The sequence below is a fragment of the Yersinia sp. 2466 StPb PI genome, assembly GCF_041538325.1.
In the GTDB taxonomy this organism is placed as follows: Bacteria; Pseudomonadota; Gammaproteobacteria; order Enterobacterales; family Enterobacteriaceae; genus Yersinia; species Yersinia enterocolitica_E.
The window spans coordinates 1,699,607-1,716,745 of record NZ_JAULSL010000001.1 but is presented as its reverse complement, the minus strand read 5'-3'; the positions used below and the strand labels follow the sequence as shown (position 1 = coordinate 1,716,745).

Sequence of the window (17,139 nt, the reverse complement as noted above, 5' to 3'; positions counted from 1 at the left end):
TAACGAATTCCCCTGTAGCTTCAAGGTCGAAGATAATACCCAAAGGCATTGGAGTTACAGCTAGACGGCCAGTGAAATAATCCCGATGAGCTGACTCATGTCAGTGATTTGGGTTAGCACGCGCAGCCAACAACGCTGTAGCTTCAAGGACGAAGGGTATAAGGCTTGCGCCGCATGCGCAGGTAAAGTAGCCTTGCAAATATGACCAGTAGATTGAATGCATCAAAGGCCTGAGAATGTGGAAACGCCTGATTATTAGCTTGATTACCATCGTAGGGTTGCTGATGGTGACTGCTATTGCGCTCGATCGCTGGATTAGCTGGAAAACAGCCCCCTTTATCTATGATGAGCTACAAGACTTGCCCCACCGGCAGGTCGGTGTGGTCTTGGGTACAGCTAAATATTATCGCACTGGTGGTATTAATCAGTTTTATCAATATCGGATCCAAGGGGCGATAAACGCCTATAACAGTGGCAAAGTCAGTTATTTACTGCTTAGCGGCGATAATGCGCTGCAAAGTTATAATGAGCCGATGACCATGCGCCGCGACCTGATCGCCGCCGGTGTCGCCCCCGCTGATATCGTGCTGGATTACGCGGGCTTCCGTACATTGGACTCCATCGTGCGCACCCGTAAGGTATTCGACACCAACGATTTTATTATCATTACCCAGCGCTTCCACTGCGAACGGGCACTGTTTATCGCCCTCCATATGGGGATTCAGGCGCAGTGTTTTGCCGTCCCGTCCCCCAAAGATATGCTCAATGTGCGAGTGCGTGAGATTTTTGCCCGTCTCGGCGCATTGTCGGATCTCTATATTCTGAAACGCGAACCACGTTTTCTTGGGCCATTAATCCCTATCCCTGCGATACATGTGATCCCCGATGACGCACAAGGTTATCCGGCCGTCTCACCGGAACAATTGGTTGAACTGGAACACCGGCTGGCAGAAGAAAAGCAGAAAAATCCTGCACCAGCACCATGATTTTGAATTAGCTTTTGCTATTGGATTGGGTTTATCAAAGGTCAAGTGAGCTATGAGGCACTAACAACCGAAATCTAATCCGATCCTGTTTTTAATAATACACCCGTCCGGTTAACCCCTTTGCCCCAAGAATGCCCCTACATCACTCTCAACCTCCCCCATCTGCTGTAACAACTGCAAGGTTTCCAGTGCTTCCTCTTCATCCAGCCTGCTCATGGCAAACCCGACATGCACCAACACCCAATGGCCGATTAATGCCAGACTGGCCTGCGAGTCGGCAGCCACCAGCATAATATTCACCGAACGCCGCACACCGCACACATCCACCCAGGCAGTACCGGGCTGAGTTTCATCCAGTGCGACAATTTGACCGGGGATGCCTATACACATAGCCTAGCCTCTGCGTTATTCAATCGCCCAATTTCAGTTAAAAAAAGTAAACTCATTCCACCTCCAGTCGCTTAAGTATGACGCCATCATCAGATGCGCCGATGCGTAAATGGCTCCCGGCACACAATGGGCAACGTATCACTTTGCTACTCAGCAAATTAACCTGCTGCTGGCAATCAAAGCACCACACCTGTGACGGCTGCTGGCTAAGATGCAGCACACAACCTTCCGCCAGCGTGCCTCGGCATACCAACTCAAAACAGAACTCTAACGCCTGCGGTTCGACGCAGGAAAATGCGCCGGTTTCTAACCACACCCCCGTAATTCGCTGCGCGCCATGTAAGCGAGCCTGCTGTTCCATCATGGCAATAGCATGTTGGCACAAGGTTATTTCATGCATGACCGTGCTGCTCCTGTGGCGTATCCCTGACAATAGCGATGCAAAGAAGATGCCAGCCACGCGCTGATTTTCACTTGTTCGAAAAATCATCTAAACAACTAATAAATAACACTATTATTTAGATGTGGCCGCGACCAGATGATTAAGGTGAGCAATCACTGTCGAAGTGTCATTGATGAGCGGCGGTTTCGTCACTAATGTCGACACTTAACCACCGTAATTACGCCATTTTCACTGCCGTTTAAATCTCCGCTATTTACTCCCCCCGCCCCAATGCACAGCAGGCGTGCCTTCACCGCTCTTTTACAGCAGCAGCAGGCGTGCTGGCACAGAATATGCTTTGCAGCTTAGAAATGATTGCTATCAGCCTGACTGTCACCAGATTTTTGTCCCGGAGGGTATGGCTATGAACCGCTTTGTCATTGCGGAGTCGAGGCTTTGTATTGGATGCAATACCTGCATGGCTGCTTGCAGCCAGGTGCATAAAGCCAAGGGTTTACAAGAGCACCCCAGATTGACCGTGATGCGAAATGCCACGGTCACAGCACCGATTCTCTGTCGCCACTGCGAGGATGCATGGTGCGCGCGAGTTTGTCCGGTCAATGCCATCACGTTGACCAATAACGCCGTTGAGTTGGATGAAACCACCTGCATCGGCTGCAAGCTCTGTGGTATCGCCTGCCCGTTTGGCGCAATTACGCCCGCTGGCAGTAAGCCATTAGCCGTGCCGGAGAGCTTTCCTGAATATATTCCGATGACCGAGCTGTCTGATGTGCCATTCAGCCCGGCCAATATGAACCCGTTCCTGGCCTGGACCGCCGGTGTTCGTGCCATTGCGGTGAAGTGTGACTTATGTAGCTTCCAACCACAGGGACCGGAATGTGTACGGGTCTGCCCCACTAACGCACTGATGTTGGTGGATGAACACAGCATCGAGCAAGCCAATCAGGCTAAACGGCTCGCTGCGGCCCGTGGGTTTGCCAACGACCTGCCCTTTATCACCGGGGACAGCTCGCCCACCCTCTCTCACGAGGAGCAGAAAAGATGATGAACTCTCTGGAGCTACTGTGGCTCTCCTTACTGCTCTATCTGGCTGGTGCGCTACTTTCGCTACTTTTGGCTCGCCGGGAAACGCTGGCGATTTATGCCGCTGGGCTGGCTTCATTGCTGGGTGGGGTTGCTGGCTTGTTTGCCGCCGCGCCAACCTTACTGGGGGGCGATATCATTACCTTTATCACCGCCGGACCCTTCCCCTTCGCGGCCTTCAGTCTGCGCCTTGATCCATTGGCGGCCTTTATGCTGATGGTCATCTCACTGCTAGTGGTGGTCACTTCGCTGTATTCACTGGCTTATGTGCAGGAATACAAAGGGCGTGGGGCATGGGGAATGGGGGTATTTATGAACCTGTTCATCGCCTCGATGGTGGCACTGGTGGTGGTGGATAACGCCTTCTACTTTATTATTTTCTTTGAAATGATGTCATTGGCTTCCTACTTCTTGGTAATTTCCGATCAAGACGACGATGCTATCAGCGCCGGCCTACTCTACTTTCTGATTGCCCACGCCGGTTCCGTGTTAATCATGATTGCCTTCTTCTTATTGTACCGCCAGAGCGGCAGCCTGGAATTTTCCGCCTTCCGGCAGGTGCATCCAGAGCCGGTGATGGCTTCCGTTATCTTCCTGCTGGCTTTCTTCGGTTTTGGTGCCAAAGCTGGGATGCTGCCATTACATGGCTGGCTCCCACGCGCCCATCCCGCAGCCCCATCTCATGCCTCGGCCTTGATGTCCGGCGTGATGGTAAAAATTGGTATCTTCGGCATCATCAAGGTTGGTATCGATTTACTCGGTGCCAGCCAAATATGGTGGGGAGTGGTGGTGCTGGCCTTTGGTGCAGTGTCGTCGGTACTGGGAGTGCTGTATGCATTAGCCGAACACGATATCAAACGGCTGCTGGCTTATCACACAGTTGAAAACATCGGCATTATTCTGATGGGCGTTGGGGTTGGCATGATAGGTATCGCGGGCCACCAGCCTATATTGGCCGCCCTTGGCCTACTGGGTGCACTCTACCATCTGCTTAACCATGCAGTATTCAAAGGGTTATTGTTCCTTGGCGCTGGCGCCGTTATCTACCGGGTGCACACCAAAGATATGGAAAAGATGGGTGGGCTGGCAAGGATGATGCCGTATACCGCACTGGCGTTTCTGGTGGGATGTATGGCAATTTCAGCGCTGCCGCCCTTCAATGGTTTTGTCAGTGAATGGTTCACCTATCAATCGTTATTTACTATGACCAAAGATGGTGGATTTATTATTCGTCTGGCCGGACCGATTGCCATCGTCATGCTGGCAATTACCGGCGCGCTGGCGGCCATGTGCTTCGTTAAAGTCTACGGCATTAGCTTCTGCGGCCTACCGCGCACGGAAAAAGCCGCACAGGCGCGGGAAGTGCCGTGGCCAATGACGGCAGCCATGCTGTTGCTGGCCCTACTGTGCCTGGCATTGGGGATTGGTGCCACCGAGGTAGCACCGGTGATTGCCCGCATTGCCAGTAGCCTGATAGCGGCCCCTGCGGCACAGACTTTACAGGTTGCACAAGGGCCGCTGTTGTTCCCACAACACAGTTCTCAAGCGATGCTGTCTACCCTCTACATCTTCTTCGGCTTATTAATCCTGCCACTGGTGATTTTACTGATAGCCAGTCTCTACAAAGGCAGCCGTCTGGCATTTCGCCATGGCGGTGACCCATGGGCCTGTGGTTATGCCTACGAACAAGCAATGACCGTCTCCGCCGGTGGTTTTACTCAACCCTTGCGGATGATGTTTGCCCCACTCTATCGAATGCGTAAAACCCTCTCCCCCGCACCGATGATGCAACGTGCTCTTGAGCACTCGATCAGTGGTGCCGGGCGGGTAGAGCCGCTATGGGACGACAAAATTGTGGCCCCGCTTATTCGCCTGATCCAATGGCTCAGCCAGCGTATTCAATGGCTACAACAGGGTGATTTCCGCCTCTACTGTCTGTATGTGGTCGCCGCACTGGTTACCCTGCTGATAATCGCGGCTATTTAAGGAGACGAGCAATGCCAACTACTGATATGCCTGCGGTCTCTATGATTGCCTTCGCCATTGGGCAGGCGCTTTTCATGCTGGCGCTGGCACCATTGATGTCGGGTATTTCGCGCATGGTAAAAGCCCGCATGCACTCACGCCGCGGGCCGGGCGTGCTACAAGACTATCGTGATTTAGCCAAACTGTTAAAACGTCAGGATGTAGCACCGGCGAATGCAGGCATTATCTTCCGTCTGATGCCTTATGTGTTATTAGGCAGCATGTTGCTGATTGCGATGGCGCTGCCCATTTTCACGCTAGCATCGCCATTTGGCGTGGCAGGAGACCTGATAGCCCTGCTTTATCTGTTCGCGCTGTTCCGCTTCTTCTTCTCACTGGCCGGTCTGGATAGCGGCAGCATCTTTGCCGGTATCGGTGCCAGCCGTGAGTTAACCCTTGGTGTGCTGGTGGAACCGACACTGATTCTGTCGCTACTGGTAGTGGGGTTAATCGCCGGTTCGACCAATATCGGCACCATCAGTACTGCACTCTCGACCGGCCACTGGCAATCGCCGACCGCAACCGCGCTGGCGTTACTGGCCTGTGGTTTCGCCGTGTTTATCGAGATGGGCAAAATCCCGTTTGATGTCGCCGAAGCTGAGCAAGAGTTACAAGAAGGGCCGCTAACCGAATACTCAGGTGCCGCGCTGGGTCTGGTCAAATGGGGCATCAGCCTGAAACAAGTGGTGGTGGCACAACTGTTCCTCGCCGTGTTTATCCCGTTCGGCAAGCTGGCAGTACTCACTGGATTTGGCCTGTTGTGGGCGCTACTGGCCTGCATTATCAAGCTGGTGGTGGTGTTTGTACTGGCCTCCATCGTGGAAAACAGTATCGCCCGTGGGCGCTTCCTGTTGACCTCCCGTGTTACCTGGCTGGGGTTTGGTGTTGCTGCCTTGTCCCTGGTTTTCTATCTCACAGGTCTTTAAGGAGCTAATAAACCCATCATGGAGAACATGGCTCTTATGAATATCGCCCTAATGAACATCGCCCTTGCGACCATTCTGGTCCCATTTGCCGGTGCCATCCTCACGGCCTGCTTGCCACAGCAATGGGCAAAATGGTCCTGTACTTTCTTTTCACTACTGGCAACTCTCGGAACCCTGTTGCTGGCCTATATCTACTTAAGTGGCGGGAAGATTGATGTCACGGTTGATCTAATTCACTACGGCGATATGGCGCTGTTTGGCCTGACTATCGACCGCATCAGTACCTTGATTGCTTTCGCCGTCGTCTTTCTTGGGCTGCTGGTCAGTATCTATTCTACCGGTTATCTGACCCTGGGTAATCGCGAGCACCCGCACGAAGGCACTAACCGCTACTACGCCCTGTTGCTGGTATTTATCGGTGCAATGGCCGGGTTGGTATTGTCATCCACTCTGCTGGGTCAGTTGTTCTTCTTTGAAATCACCGGCGGTTGTTCGTGGGGATTAATTGGTTACTACCAGAGTCAGAAGTCACTGCGCTCGGCACTCAAAGCGCTGCTGGTAACCCATGTTGCGGCTATCGGCCTGTATCTGGCGGCCGCGGTGTTACTGGTTAATACCGGCACCTTTGCCCTAACGGCACTGGCGCAATTAGACAACAGCACCAAAATCATAGTGTTCGGCGGCATCCTGTTTGCCGCTTGGGGGAAATCCGCCCAGTTGCCACTGCATATCTGGTTACCGGATGCGATGGAAGCCCCGACGCCGGTCAGTTCATACCTGCACGCCGCCTCGATGGTCAAAGTGGGGGTTTATATCTTTGCCCGCGCTATTTATTCCGCTGGCGATGTACCCCAAATAATTGGCACCGTGGGCATGGTGATGGCAGTGATTACGCTGATCTATGGCTTCTTTATGTATCTGCCACAAAAAGATATGAAGCGGCTGCTGGCCTACTCCACCATCACCCAGTTGTCTTACATCTTCTTCGCTCTGTCGTTGGCTATCTATGGCTCAAAAATGGCCTTTGATGGCGGCATTGCCTACATCTTTAACCATGCGTTTGCCAAGAGTCTGTTCTTTTTAGTGGCAGGTGCGCTGAGCTATAGCTGCGGTACTCGTATGTTACCCAAACTCAAAGGCATCATGGGCAAAATGCCACTACTGGGCGTGGGGTTCTGTGTCGCTGCACTGGCAATCACTGGGGTGCCACCTTTTAATGGCTTCTTCAGCAAATTCCCTATTTTTGCCGCTGGCTTCTCGCTCTCTCACGAACATTGGCTACTGATACCTCTGCTGGTGCTGGCACTACTTGAATCGGTAGCGAGCTTTGGCTGGTTCCTCTACTGGTTCGGGCAAACCGTACCCGGTAAACCATCACCAGAGGTCACCTGCGCCAAACCGCTGCCACTGGCGATGCAGGGGGTATTGGTGATTCTGGTGATTATGTCGGTGTGCTCAAGCTTTATTGCTGTCGCCTGGCTCGGATAAGGGAGTAGAAAATGACCGGAACACTTCTTGTCAATAATTTGGTCGTAAATAACCTCGCAGGGCTGCTGATCATTACCTCACTACTGGTAATCATCGCCAAGAAACCCGCCACTTCGGCGCTGCTTTATGCCTTGCAGTCACTGGTACTGGTGCTGATTTTTCTGGTACTGGCTGAAACCTTGGGTGCCCACGAGCTGTACCTGTGGTCGCTGAGTGCCTTTGTCACCAAAGTGGTGCTGGTGCCGTGGATTATGTATCGCGCTTTTCGCCAAATGGACGATCCCAAAGCCAATGGCGGCATCATTGGTACCGCCAGCCTGATTTTTATCGCCGCCATCATTATCTTGCTGAGCTACTTCGTGGTTGAACCGGTGCAACTGCCCATGGTCAGCGCACTGAAACCGGCGCTGGCCGTCTCATTGGGGCATTTCCTGATTGGCCTGCTGTGTATCGTCACCCAACGCAATATTCTGAAAAATATCTTTGGCTATTGCCTGATGGAGAACGGGGCTCATCTGATGCTGGCGCTGCTGGCCTTCCGCGCACCGGAATTGGTCGAGATTGGCGTTGCCACCGATGCCATCTTCGCGGTGATTGTGATGACGCTCATGGCGCGCAAGATTTACCGCACGCTGCACACGCTGGATGTTAAACAACTGACGGCGCTAAAGGGGTAATGAAATGAGTAATACTGACCTGCTGTTGTTGCTGCTGGCGATACCTCTAATAGCCTCATTGCTCGCGTTCGCTTGCCGGGCGTTAGGCAGTGCCGCACGGATGGCAACCACTTGGGTGCATTTTACCGGCATCACTGTGTTGCTAGTGGTGGCGCTGACGGTAGTGTGTCGGGTTGCGCTGGGCGGGGAGATTCTGGCGGCGCATAATTGGCTGCATATCGATAGTCTCAGCGCGCTGTTCCTCGCTATTCTGGGCATTATCGGCTTTATCACCGGTCTCTATTCCCTTGGCTATATGCGCCATGAAGTGAATAATGGCGAAATCACAGTTGGCACGCTGTGCAACTACTACGGTTTCTTCCATCTGTTCCTGTTCACCATGCTGTTGGTGGTCACCAGTAATAACCTGATCCTGATGTGGGTTGGTATTGAAGCCACTACCCTCAGCTCAGCCTTTTTGGTGGGATTATACGGGCAGCGCTCCTCACTGGAGGCGGCGTGGAAGTACATTATTATCTGTACCGTCGGTGTGGCATTCGGGTTGTACGGCACAGTGCTGGTATATGCCAATGCCGCGAATGTGCTGGCAGATCCGGGCAGTGCTATCTTCTGGACCGTGGTTTCTGAACACGCTAAAGAGTTGGACCCCAGCCTGATGCATCTGGCGTTTGTCTTTATCCTGATTGGCTTCGGTACCAAAACCGGGCTGTTCCCAATGCATTCGTGGCTACCGGATGCCCACAGTGAAGCTCCTAGCCCCACCAGCGCCCTGTTATCCGCCGTACTGCTTAACTGCGCCCTGCTGGTTATCATCCGTTACTACATCATTATCAGCGCCGCCATCGGGCCACATTTCCCACAAATGCTGCTGTTGGTGTTCGGCATGATGTCGGTTGCGGTATCCGCCTTCTTTATTCTGGCTCAGCGCGATATGAAGCGTTTACTGGCCTATTCCAGCGTCGAGAATATGGGGTTAATTGCGGTTGCGCTGGGCATTGGCGGCCCGCTAGGTGTGCTGGCAGCACTGTTCCACACCTTGAATCACAGCCTGGCTAAGACCTTGCTGTTCTGTGGTTCCGGCAATGTGTTATTGAAATACGGCACGCGGGATATGGGCGCGATTAAAGGCATTATCCGCGTCGCACCGCTGACTGCGGTGTTACTGGCTGGTGGCGCATTAGCGCTGGCCGGGATGCCGCCGTTTAACGTATTTATCAGTGAGTTTATGGTGGTGGCTGCCGCGATTGGCGCCGGCCATATTTGGCTGGTTATCGCCCTGCTCTTGCTACTAACACTGGTACTGGCCGGATTGGTACGCATGATAGCCAACACCGTGTTGGGAACACCACCGGCAGCGGTCAGCAAAGGCGAACTGGGTATTCTGACCACCGCGCCGATGGCGATACTGTTGTTGTTGATGCTGTTGCTTGGCGTGCATATTCCGGCTCCAGTGACCCGTTTATTGACCGATGCGGCCCAGATTGTTCTCAATAACGATGGCAGTGAGCCAACCCAGCAACAATTTATGCTGCCGTGGCAGCACCTCTCTCCACCGCAACCCGTAACTCAGCCCATTCCATCCGTTGCACAGAGCCATAGTGCGGTGCAACTAACCCCGAATCGTCAGGAGATGTAACGTGACTCGCGAAACCCCTATTTCAGCTATTCCGGGTTCAGGTCAGCCGGTGTCAAGCCATCCACACAGCGGTGAAAAGCTGGGTGCAGCCTATGTAGCCCGCCTGCGTGAACAATTTCCTGCGGCGATTTTAGATGAAGAGTGGCAAACCCCTGATCAACTGACCATTACCATCAAACTAAATAGCCTGCCCGATGTGGTAGAGCACCTTTATTATCAACAAGGTGGCTGGTTGTCGGTGCTGTTTGGTAATGATGAACGCAGCCTGAATGGCTATTTTGCCATTTACTATGTGCTGTCGATGGAAGGTCGTGAACAATATGGCGAAGAGACCGGTAAGCAGTATGGCGATAAGTGCTGGGTGATTGTCAAAGCACTTATCAGCCCCGAACGACCGGAGTTCCCGTCAGTCACACCTCGGGTACCTGCCGCCGTCTGGGGCGAGCGTGAAGTACGCGATATGTATGGTCTGCAACCGGTTGGTCTGCCTGATGAGCGCCGTTTAGTGCTGCCCGATGATTGGCCAGATGACCTCTATCCGTTGCGTAAAGACACCATGGACTATCGCCAGCGCCCCATGCCCACCAGCGATACAGAAACCTATCAGTTTGAAAACGAAGCAGGCAGCAGTAGCCGGGTGGTGCCTATTGGCCCAATGCATATTACCTCTGACGAACCGGGTCACTTCCGGCTGTTTGTCGACGGCGAAGATATTATTGATGCCGATTACCGCCTATTTTATGTCCATCGTGGCATGGAGAAACTGGCCGAAACTCGCATGGGTTACAACGACGTCACCTTCCTGTCAGATCGCATCTGCGGCATCTGTGGCTTCACCCACAGCGTGGCCTACACCTCTTCCATTGAAAATGCTTTGGGCATTATCGTGCCGCCACGGGCGCAGATGATCCGCACCATTTTGCTTGAAGTAGAGCGGCTGCACAGCCATCTGCTTAATATCGGTTTGTCTTGTCACTTTGTTGGTTTCGATACCGGTTTTATGCAGTTCTTCCGCGTGCGTGAAAAAGCGATGACGATTGCTGAGATGCTCACTGGCGCACGTAAAACCTATGGTCTGAATCTGATTGGTGGCGTCCGCCGCGATATCCTGAAAGCGGATCGCATCAAAACGCTGCAATTGGTCTCGGAGATGCGTGCCGATATCGGCCAGTTAGTGGATATGTTGATGAGCACCGCCAATATCGAACAACGTACCGTGGGGGTGGGCCTGCTGGATCGCAAAATCGCCCGCGATTTCAGTCCGGTCGGCCCAATGATCCGCGCCAGTGGCTATGCGCGTGATATGCGCCATGACCACAGCTACGCCAACTATGCCAATGTGCCCAAAGAGTTGTTTACCCTTGATGGCTGCGATGTCCACTCCCGCCTGCTGGTGCGGGTGCGCGAGTTCTTTGACTCGCTGGTGATGATTGAATATGGCCTGAACCATATGCCTGGCGGGCCGCTGCTGGAAGAAAAAGTCAATTACCAACCTTACAAGTTCGCCCTCGGGTTCTCGGAAGCACCACGTGGCGAAGATGTGCATTGGAGCATGACCGGCGACAACCAGAAGCTATTCCGCTGGCGTTGCCGTGCGGCAACTTACGCCAATTGGCCGGTGCTGCGTTATATGTTGCGCGGCAATACCGTCTCCGATGCGCCCCTGATTATCGGCAGCCTCGATCCCTGCTACTCCTGTACTGACCGGGTCACTCTGGTGGATGTGCGCAAGCAAAAATCCGTCACTGTGCCGTACAAAGAGATCGAGCGTTATGGCATTGAGCGCACCCATTCGCCGCTCAAATAGAGGGATGAAGAATGTTCAAACTGTTTAAAACCATCCTGAAAGTGGGCGACACCACGGTGAAATACCCGTTTAAGCCGCTTGAGGTCAGCCACGGTTTTCGCGGCAAACCGCAATATGATGCCGAGCAATGCATCGCCTGTGGTGCTTGTACCATGGCCTGCCCTGCCAATGCGCTAACCATGGAAACCGATCTTGCTAGCGGCACTCGTCAGTGGCAGTTATTTCTCGGGCGTTGCATTTTTTGTGGCCGCTGTGAGGAGGTCTGCCCGACCCGCGCCATTGTGTTATCACAAGAGTTTGAACTGGCCGTCTTCAACAAAGCGGATTTGTATCAGCGCGCCAGTTTTACCCTTGCCCATTGCCAGCAATGCCAGCAACCCTTTGCACCGAAAAAAGAAGTGGATTATGTCATGGCACTGCTGATTCATTCCGGGATGGCGGCCGAGGATGTCGAGCAGCAGCGGCCACATTTTGAAACTTGCCCTGAGTGTAAGCGCAAACAGAATATCGTTATTAATAACAACGTCATGCTGGATCAGCATAGCGAAGGGAGGGGCAAGCTATGAGCCAACCACATTCATTAAAACCGGGCTGGGGGCACCATGTTAGCCAGCCGATCGCACTTGATCCCTCGGTTGCCCAGTTAAAAAGTAAATTATTGAAAGATATCAAGCGCTCCGCCTATGTCTATCGGGTGGATTGTGGTGGCTGCAACGGCTGTGAGATTGAGATTTTCTCCTCAATCACCCCACTGTTCGACACCGAGCGCTTTGGTATCAAAGTAGTCGCCTCCCCCCGCCACGCGGATATTTTGCTGTTTACCGGTGCGGTTACTCGCGCCATGCGCACACCGGCACTGCGCGCTTATGAATCGGCACCGGACCCAAAAATCTGCGTCTCTTACGGCGCGTGTGGTTGTGGTGGTGGCATCTTCCATGACCTGTACTGTGTCTGGGGTGGCAGCGATACCATCGTACCGATTGATGTGTACATTCCCGGTTGCCCGCCGACCCCAGCCGCAACCATCTATGGTTTTGCCGTGGCATTGGGTCTGCTGGAGCAAAAACTGAAAGGCGAAGAGCATCAGGAGAGTGCCGATGAACGCGTCGCGCTGATTCACCCCGATGCACCGCTCAATCTGCGAGTGCTGTTGGAGCGTGAAGCGCGCCGTATGGCCGGCTATCGCCAGGGGCGGGAAATCACCGACAGTTTCTTGTCGCTGCTGGTCAATCAGCCATTACCGGAATTTGAACAGCGCTGCCAGAACTACCTGCGCCAACAAGATGATCCGCGTCTGAGCGAGATATTCGCCAACCTGCAACACATTGCCCTGATACAATTGGCGGGAGGCAAAGCTGATGTCCGCTAAGGTTATTTTCTATGCACTGAATCAGAAATTCCTCGACAGTGATGACGATATGCCCGAGCAAGCACAACAAGTGATGTATTACTCACTGGCTATCGGCCACCATGTGGGGGTGATTGATTGCTTAAAAGCCATCATGGAATGCCCGCTGGCAGAATATGAACAATGGTTTGGTCAGTTGCCCGCCGGCGAGGCTCACCGCAAGATGGCCGGTTTACTGAAGTTTGGTGAAATCACCATCGACAGTACCCATACCCAGTTATTGGCAAAAGCCTTCGCACCACTGGCTGAAAACTCCGCCTCACTCCACCAGCCATGGAGCCAACAACTGCTGCAAACCCTGTACGATATCGAGCAGGAACCTGCCATCTATTTAATGGTGAAACGCCGCCCATGAACATGCCACATCTCCCCGCCACTCACACCACCGCCCTCAATCTAGTGTTAACCGTTGGCAACAGCATGATGGGCGATGACGGCGCAGGCCCACTACTGGCTGAACGCATGACACAACAACCACTGATTGACTGGCAGGTGATTGACGGTGGTTCGGCACCGGAAAATGTGGTGCATCGTATTCGCGCATTGCAACCGACGCGATTAGTTATTGTCGATGCTGCCGATATGGAGCTGCCGCCGGGTGAGATTCGCATCATTGACCCTGAGCGAATTGCCGAAATGTTTATCATGAGCACCCATAATTTACCGCTCAACTTTCTAATTGATCAGTTAAAGGAAGATATTAGTGAAGTCATTTTTGTAGGGATTCAACCCACCTTAGTAGCGTTTTACTTCCCAATGACCGAGCCAGTAAAACAGGCGGTAGAAACGGTGTATCAACAACTGCCACACTGGCAAGGTGACGGCGGTTTCGCGCATTTATAGCTAAATGACGGCATGGCGTCGTCAAATTTGCCGACGTCATGCCTGCCGACAATTTCCCGTTAACCTTCCCTCCCGCATCAATATCCACTAATCCTTTATAAAACAATCACATTTATTCACTTTTACCTGACCACTTCAAGTTGGCATAAACCATGCAGTATGTAAGGTAATGAGCCAGATTAGCTGTTCTAAACGTGAATCTGCCAGATCTATCAATTTATCCCCAATAGATTTCAAGGTGCAGGAAGGCGGTAAGCGAGTGAGTCCCGATGAGCTTACTCAAGTAAGTGATTCGGGTAAGCAAGTGCAGCCAACACACCTACAACTTGAAAGATGAAGATATTTATCCCCAATAGATTTCAAGGTGCAGGAAGGCGGCAAGCGAGTGAGTCCCGATGAGCTTACTCAAGTAAGTGATTCGGGTAAGCAAGTGCAGCCAACACATCTGCAACTTGAAAGATGAAGATATTTATCCCCAATAGATTTCAAGGTGCAGGAAGGCGGCAAGCGAGTGAGTCCCGATGAGCTTACTCAAGTAAGTGATTCGGGTAAGCAAGTGCAGCCAACACATCTGCAACTTGAAAGATGAAGGGGAAGGAGAGAACACAATGAACCGGTTCATAATCGCAGACCCCAAAAAGTGTATTGGCTGCCGCACCTGTGAGGTGGCCTGCGTGCTGGCACACAACGGTGGCAAGCTGGACACGCTAACTAAAGCCAATTTCGCGCCTCGGCTGAAGGTGGTTAAAGGGCTAAATGTCAGTACCGCCATTATGTGTCGGCACTGTGAAGATGCCCCTTGTGCCAATGTTTGCCCGAACGGCGCAATTGTTCGGGCAGCGGACAGTATTCAAGTGTTGCAGGAAAAATGCATTGGCTGCAAAACCTGTGTCGTTGCCTGCCCGTATGGTGCGATGAGCGTTGTGACCAAACAGGTCGAAGTGATGTTTAACGGCCTCTCACAAGGATTCTGCCTGAAAGCCGAAGCACAGAAATGTGACTTGTGCGAAGGGCAAGCCTCCGGCCCGGCGTGTATCTCCGTTTGCCCAACGCAGGCGCTGCACATGATTGGCCGCGACACCATGCAGGCCATGCTGCGCAAAAAACAGATGCGTGCTGCTTTAGATGAAGCCAACGAAATGAGCTTTTAGTCAATAAGGCTGCGGCTCCAAGAACGAAGGGTAATTATTATGAAAAAAGCATTAACGGTCTGCCCGTACTGTGGCTCCGGCTGCAAAATCAATTTGCTGGTTGAGAATGGCAAAGTGGTTGGCGCTGAAGGCGCAAATGGCGTCACCAATCAGGGTGAGTTGTGTCTGAAAGGCTACTATGGTTGGGACTTTCTCAATGACACCAAATTGCTAACTCCGCGCCTTAAACAGCCGATGATCCGTCGCCAAAAAGGCGGCAAGCTGGAGGCGGTATCCTGGGATGAAGCGATTGAGTTTGCTAGCAGTAAACTGCGGGCAATCAAAGAAAAATATGGCCCGGAAGCCATTATGCATACCGGTTCATCCCGTGGCCCAGGCAATGAAACCAACTATGTGATGCAGAAATTTGCCCGTGCGGTTACCGGCAGCAACAATATTGACTGCTGCGCCCGTGTTTGCCACGGCCCGTCGGTCGCCGGGCTGCAAGTGACATTGGGTAATGGCGCGATGAGTAATTCAATCTGTGAGATTGAAGATACCAAATGTATTTTAGTGTTTGGCTACAACGCCGCTGACTCCCATCCGATCGTGGCCCGCCGTATTCTGAAAGCCAAAGAAAAAGGCGCGAAAGTGATTGTCTGCGATCCACGCCATATCGAAACGGCGCGTATTGCAGATCTCTGGTTACCCCTGAAAAACGGCTCCAATATGGCACTGGTAAATGCCTTTGCCAATGTGTTGATCACTGAAGAGCTGTACGATAAAGATTATGTCTCCCGCTATACCGAGGGCTTCGACGAGTACCGTGAAATCGTCGCCAAATACACCCCGGAATATGTCGAAAGCATTACTGGCCTGCCGGCGAAATCAATTCGTGAAGCCATGCGTATCTATGCCGCCGCCCCTTCAGCCACCATCTTGTGGGGGATGGGTGTCACTCAGTGGGGCCAGGGCGTAGATGTCGTGAAAGGGTTGTCAGGACTGGCACTGTTAACCGGTAATCTGGGGCGCCCGAATGTCGGTGTTGGTCCGGTACGCGGGCAAAACAACGTGCAGGGTGCCTGCGATATGGGCGCATTGCCAAATATGTATCCGGGTTATCAATCTGTGACCGATCCCGCCACACTGGAAAAATTTGCCAAAGCCTGGGGGGTACCATCCCTGTCCGATAAAGTCGGTTACTCGCTGACCGATGTTCCACATAAAGTGAAAGAGGGGAAAATTAAAGCCAACTACGTGATGGGCGAAGATCCACTCCAGACCGAACCGGATTTGTCCATGATGCGTGAAGCCTTCAGCGAATTAGAACTGCTGATTGTGCAAGATATCTTTATGACTAAAACCGCAGCCGAGGCGGATGTTATCTTCCCCGCCACCTCGTGGGGCGAACATGAAGGGGTCTATTCTGCAGCAGACCGTGGTTTCCAGCGGTTTGAAAAAGCGGTTGAGCCACAAGGTGATGTAAAACCAGATTGGGAAATTATTAGTCTGATGGCGACCGCACTCGGCTATCCGATGAAATATAACAATACCAAAGAGATTTGGGATGAACTGCGTGAGTTGTGCCCGCTGTACTATGGCGCAACCTACGAGAAAATGGCAGGTTTGGGCTATATCCCATGGCCATGTACCACTGAAGACAGTCCCGGAACCCCCTGGTTGTATGCCGGTAATAAGTTTGACCGCCCTGGCGGCAAAGGATTGTTATTTGCCAGTGAATGGCGTGCGCCAATGGAACTGGTGGATGAGCAATATCCGCTGGTGTTGTGTACCGTGCGTGAAGTCGGCCACTACTCCTGCCGTTCGATGACTGGCAACTGTTCCGCACTGCAAACACTGGCCGATGAACCAGGTTATGTGCAAATCAGCCCGCAGGATGCGGATAAAATGCGCTTGCAGGATCAACAACTGGTGTGGGTAGAATCGCGTCGCGGTAAAGTTATCACGCGGGTCTCAGTCAGTGAACGCATTAATATCGGTGCGGTATATATGACCTACCAGTGGTGGATTGGTGCCTGTAATGAGCTGACGCTGGACCATCTGGATCCGATTTCCAAAACACCGGAATATAAATATTGCGCGGTGAAGCTGGAAGCCATCCCAGATCAAACGTGGGCAGAAAACTATGTGCAACAGGAATACAGTCAGTTGAAGGCGCGGTTACGTAGAGAAGCCGAAGTGGGGTGATCGGTTAACGGCTACTGCGCTTTGCCATTCTGGGTTTACGCAGTGCTCGCCACCGTCATGTACTTATATGTACACTCCGGTGGCTGTGCGCTGAGCGCGCCCAGACTGGCTTTGCTCGCGACGCCGCGT

16 protein-coding genes are annotated in these 17,139 nt (G+C 52.6%); 14 read left to right on the top strand and 2 right to left on the bottom strand.

Features of this window, described 5'->3' with window-relative positions; genetic code table 11:
- Window positions 1-236 precede the first annotated feature (236 nt).
- A complete protein-coding gene (sanA, locus tag Q2T72_RS07730; protein ID WP_083159363.1) occupies window positions 237-986 on the top strand; it encodes an outer membrane permeability protein SanA in 750 nt (249 codons plus the stop codon).
- A gap of 111 nt (window positions 987-1,097) precedes the next feature.
- On the opposite strand, the gene Q2T72_RS07725 is transcribed toward sanA, so the two are convergent.
- A complete protein-coding gene (locus Q2T72_RS07725; protein ID WP_083159364.1) occupies window positions 1,098-1,376 on the bottom strand; it encodes a HypC/HybG/HupF family hydrogenase formation chaperone in 279 nt (92 codons plus the stop codon).
- A gap of 52 nt (window positions 1,377-1,428) precedes the next feature.
- On the bottom strand, window positions 1,429-1,776 hold the full coding sequence (gene hypA, locus Q2T72_RS07720) for a hydrogenase maturation nickel metallochaperone HypA (RefSeq protein ID WP_083159365.1): 348 nt from the start codon (window positions 1,774-1,776) through the stop codon (window positions 1,429-1,431).
- 406 nt (window positions 1,777-2,182) lie between these two features.
- On the opposite strand from hypA, the gene Q2T72_RS07715 reads away from it, so the two are divergent.
- From Q2T72_RS07715 to fdhF, 13 genes are all read left to right on the top strand, one after another.
- A complete protein-coding gene (locus tag Q2T72_RS07715) occupies window positions 2,183-2,824 on the top strand; it encodes a 4Fe-4S dicluster domain-containing protein (protein ID WP_032906844.1) in 642 nt (213 codons plus the stop codon).
- Window positions 2,821-4,848: a hydrogenase 4 subunit B gene (hyfB, locus tag Q2T72_RS07710; RefSeq protein WP_083159366.1), complete on the top strand. Its 2,028-nt coding sequence runs from the start codon at window positions 2,821-2,823 to the stop codon at window positions 4,846-4,848. Before Q2T72_RS07715 ends, hyfB begins: the two co-directional genes overlap by 4 nt.
- Before the next feature lie 11 nt (window positions 4,849-4,859).
- The gene (locus Q2T72_RS07705) at window positions 4,860-5,813 is read left to right on the top strand and encodes a respiratory chain complex I subunit 1 family protein (protein WP_083159367.1); all 954 of its coding nucleotides are present in this window, start codon (window positions 4,860-4,862) and stop codon (window positions 5,811-5,813) included.
- A 36-nt stretch (window positions 5,814-5,849) separates the two neighbouring features.
- Window positions 5,850-7,301, top strand: a complete 1,452-nt coding sequence (locus tag Q2T72_RS07700; RefSeq protein WP_372569868.1) for a hydrogenase 4 subunit D — start codon at window positions 5,850-5,852, stop codon at window positions 7,299-7,301.
- 11 nt (window positions 7,302-7,312) lie between these two features.
- Entirely contained in the window at window positions 7,313-7,978 is a 666-nt protein-coding gene (gene hyfE / locus Q2T72_RS07695) for a hydrogenase 4 membrane subunit (RefSeq protein WP_083159369.1), read from the top strand.
- A 4-nt stretch (window positions 7,979-7,982) separates the two neighbouring features.
- Window positions 7,983-9,614, top strand: a complete 1,632-nt coding sequence (locus tag Q2T72_RS07690) for a hydrogenase 4 subunit F (RefSeq protein ID WP_372568908.1) — start codon at window positions 7,983-7,985, stop codon at window positions 9,612-9,614.
- 1 nt (window position 9,615) lies between these two features.
- Window positions 9,616-11,421 carry an NADH-quinone oxidoreductase subunit C gene (locus tag Q2T72_RS07685; RefSeq protein WP_372568907.1) on the top strand — a complete coding sequence of 602 codons (1,806 nt, stop codon included), beginning with the start codon at window positions 9,616-9,618 and terminating at the stop codon, window positions 11,419-11,421.
- Between the two features lie 11 nt (window positions 11,422-11,432).
- Window positions 11,433-11,987: a hydrogenase 4 subunit H gene (gene hyfH, locus Q2T72_RS07680; protein WP_372568906.1), complete on the top strand. Its 555-nt coding sequence runs from the start codon at window positions 11,433-11,435 to the stop codon at window positions 11,985-11,987.
- Window positions 11,984-12,790, top strand: a complete 807-nt coding sequence (locus Q2T72_RS07675) for an NADH-quinone oxidoreductase subunit B family protein (protein WP_372568905.1) — start codon at window positions 11,984-11,986, stop codon at window positions 12,788-12,790. Before hyfH ends, Q2T72_RS07675 begins: the two co-directional genes overlap by 4 nt.
- On the top strand, window positions 12,780-13,184 hold the full coding sequence (locus Q2T72_RS07670; RefSeq protein WP_083159378.1) for a formate hydrogenlyase maturation HycH family protein: 405 nt from the start codon (window positions 12,780-12,782) through the stop codon (window positions 13,182-13,184). The genes Q2T72_RS07675 and Q2T72_RS07670 overlap by 11 nt, the downstream gene beginning before the upstream one ends.
- A 2-nt stretch (window positions 13,185-13,186) precedes the next feature.
- The gene (gene hycI / locus Q2T72_RS07665) at window positions 13,187-13,672 is read left to right on the top strand and encodes a hydrogenase maturation peptidase HycI (RefSeq protein WP_372569867.1); all 486 of its coding nucleotides are present in this window, start codon (window positions 13,187-13,189) and stop codon (window positions 13,670-13,672) included.
- 608 nt (window positions 13,673-14,280) lie between these two features.
- Complete coding sequence (locus tag Q2T72_RS07660; RefSeq protein ID WP_372568904.1) at window positions 14,281-14,823, top strand: 4Fe-4S binding protein; 543 nt, start codon at window positions 14,281-14,283, stop codon at window positions 14,821-14,823.
- Window positions 14,824-14,862: 39 nt separating this feature from the next.
- Window positions 14,863-17,010, top strand: a complete 2,148-nt coding sequence (fdhF, locus tag Q2T72_RS07655; RefSeq protein ID WP_083159380.1) for a formate dehydrogenase subunit alpha — start codon at window positions 14,863-14,865, stop codon at window positions 17,008-17,010.
- Window positions 17,011-17,139 lie beyond the last annotated feature (129 nt).

Excerpts from the sequence above, each read along its gene's own strand:
- sanA (WP_083159363.1), top strand. The coding sequence starts at position 237 with ATGTGGAAACGCCTGATTATTAGCTTGATTACCATCGTAGGGTTGCTG.
- Q2T72_RS07725 (WP_083159364.1), bottom strand. The coding sequence starts at position 1,376 with ATGTGTATAGGCATCCCCGGTCAAATTGTCGCACTGGATGAAACTCAG.
- hypA (WP_083159365.1), bottom strand. The coding sequence starts at position 1,776 with ATGCATGAAATAACCTTGTGCCAACATGCTATTGCCATGATGGAACAG.
- Q2T72_RS07715 (WP_032906844.1), top strand. The coding sequence starts at position 2,183 with ATGAACCGCTTTGTCATTGCGGAGTCGAGGCTTTGTATTGGATGCAAT.
- hyfB (WP_083159366.1), top strand. The coding sequence starts at position 2,821 with ATGATGAACTCTCTGGAGCTACTGTGGCTCTCCTTACTGCTCTATCTG.
- Q2T72_RS07705 (WP_083159367.1), top strand. The coding sequence starts at position 4,860 with ATGCCAACTACTGATATGCCTGCGGTCTCTATGATTGCCTTCGCCATT.
- Q2T72_RS07700 (WP_372569868.1), top strand. The coding sequence starts at position 5,850 with ATGAATATCGCCCTAATGAACATCGCCCTTGCGACCATTCTGGTCCCA.
- hyfE (WP_083159369.1), top strand. The coding sequence starts at position 7,313 with ATGACCGGAACACTTCTTGTCAATAATTTGGTCGTAAATAACCTCGCA.
- Q2T72_RS07690 (WP_372568908.1), top strand. The coding sequence starts at position 7,983 with ATGAGTAATACTGACCTGCTGTTGTTGCTGCTGGCGATACCTCTAATA.
- hyfH (WP_372568906.1), top strand. The coding sequence starts at position 11,433 with ATGTTCAAACTGTTTAAAACCATCCTGAAAGTGGGCGACACCACGGTG.
- Q2T72_RS07675 (WP_372568905.1), top strand. The coding sequence starts at position 11,984 with ATGAGCCAACCACATTCATTAAAACCGGGCTGGGGGCACCATGTTAGC.
- Q2T72_RS07670 (WP_083159378.1), top strand. The coding sequence starts at position 12,780 with ATGTCCGCTAAGGTTATTTTCTATGCACTGAATCAGAAATTCCTCGAC.
- hycI (WP_372569867.1), top strand. The coding sequence starts at position 13,187 with ATGCCACATCTCCCCGCCACTCACACCACCGCCCTCAATCTAGTGTTA.
- Q2T72_RS07660 (WP_372568904.1), top strand. The coding sequence starts at position 14,281 with ATGAACCGGTTCATAATCGCAGACCCCAAAAAGTGTATTGGCTGCCGC.
- fdhF (WP_083159380.1), top strand. The coding sequence starts at position 14,863 with ATGAAAAAAGCATTAACGGTCTGCCCGTACTGTGGCTCCGGCTGCAAA.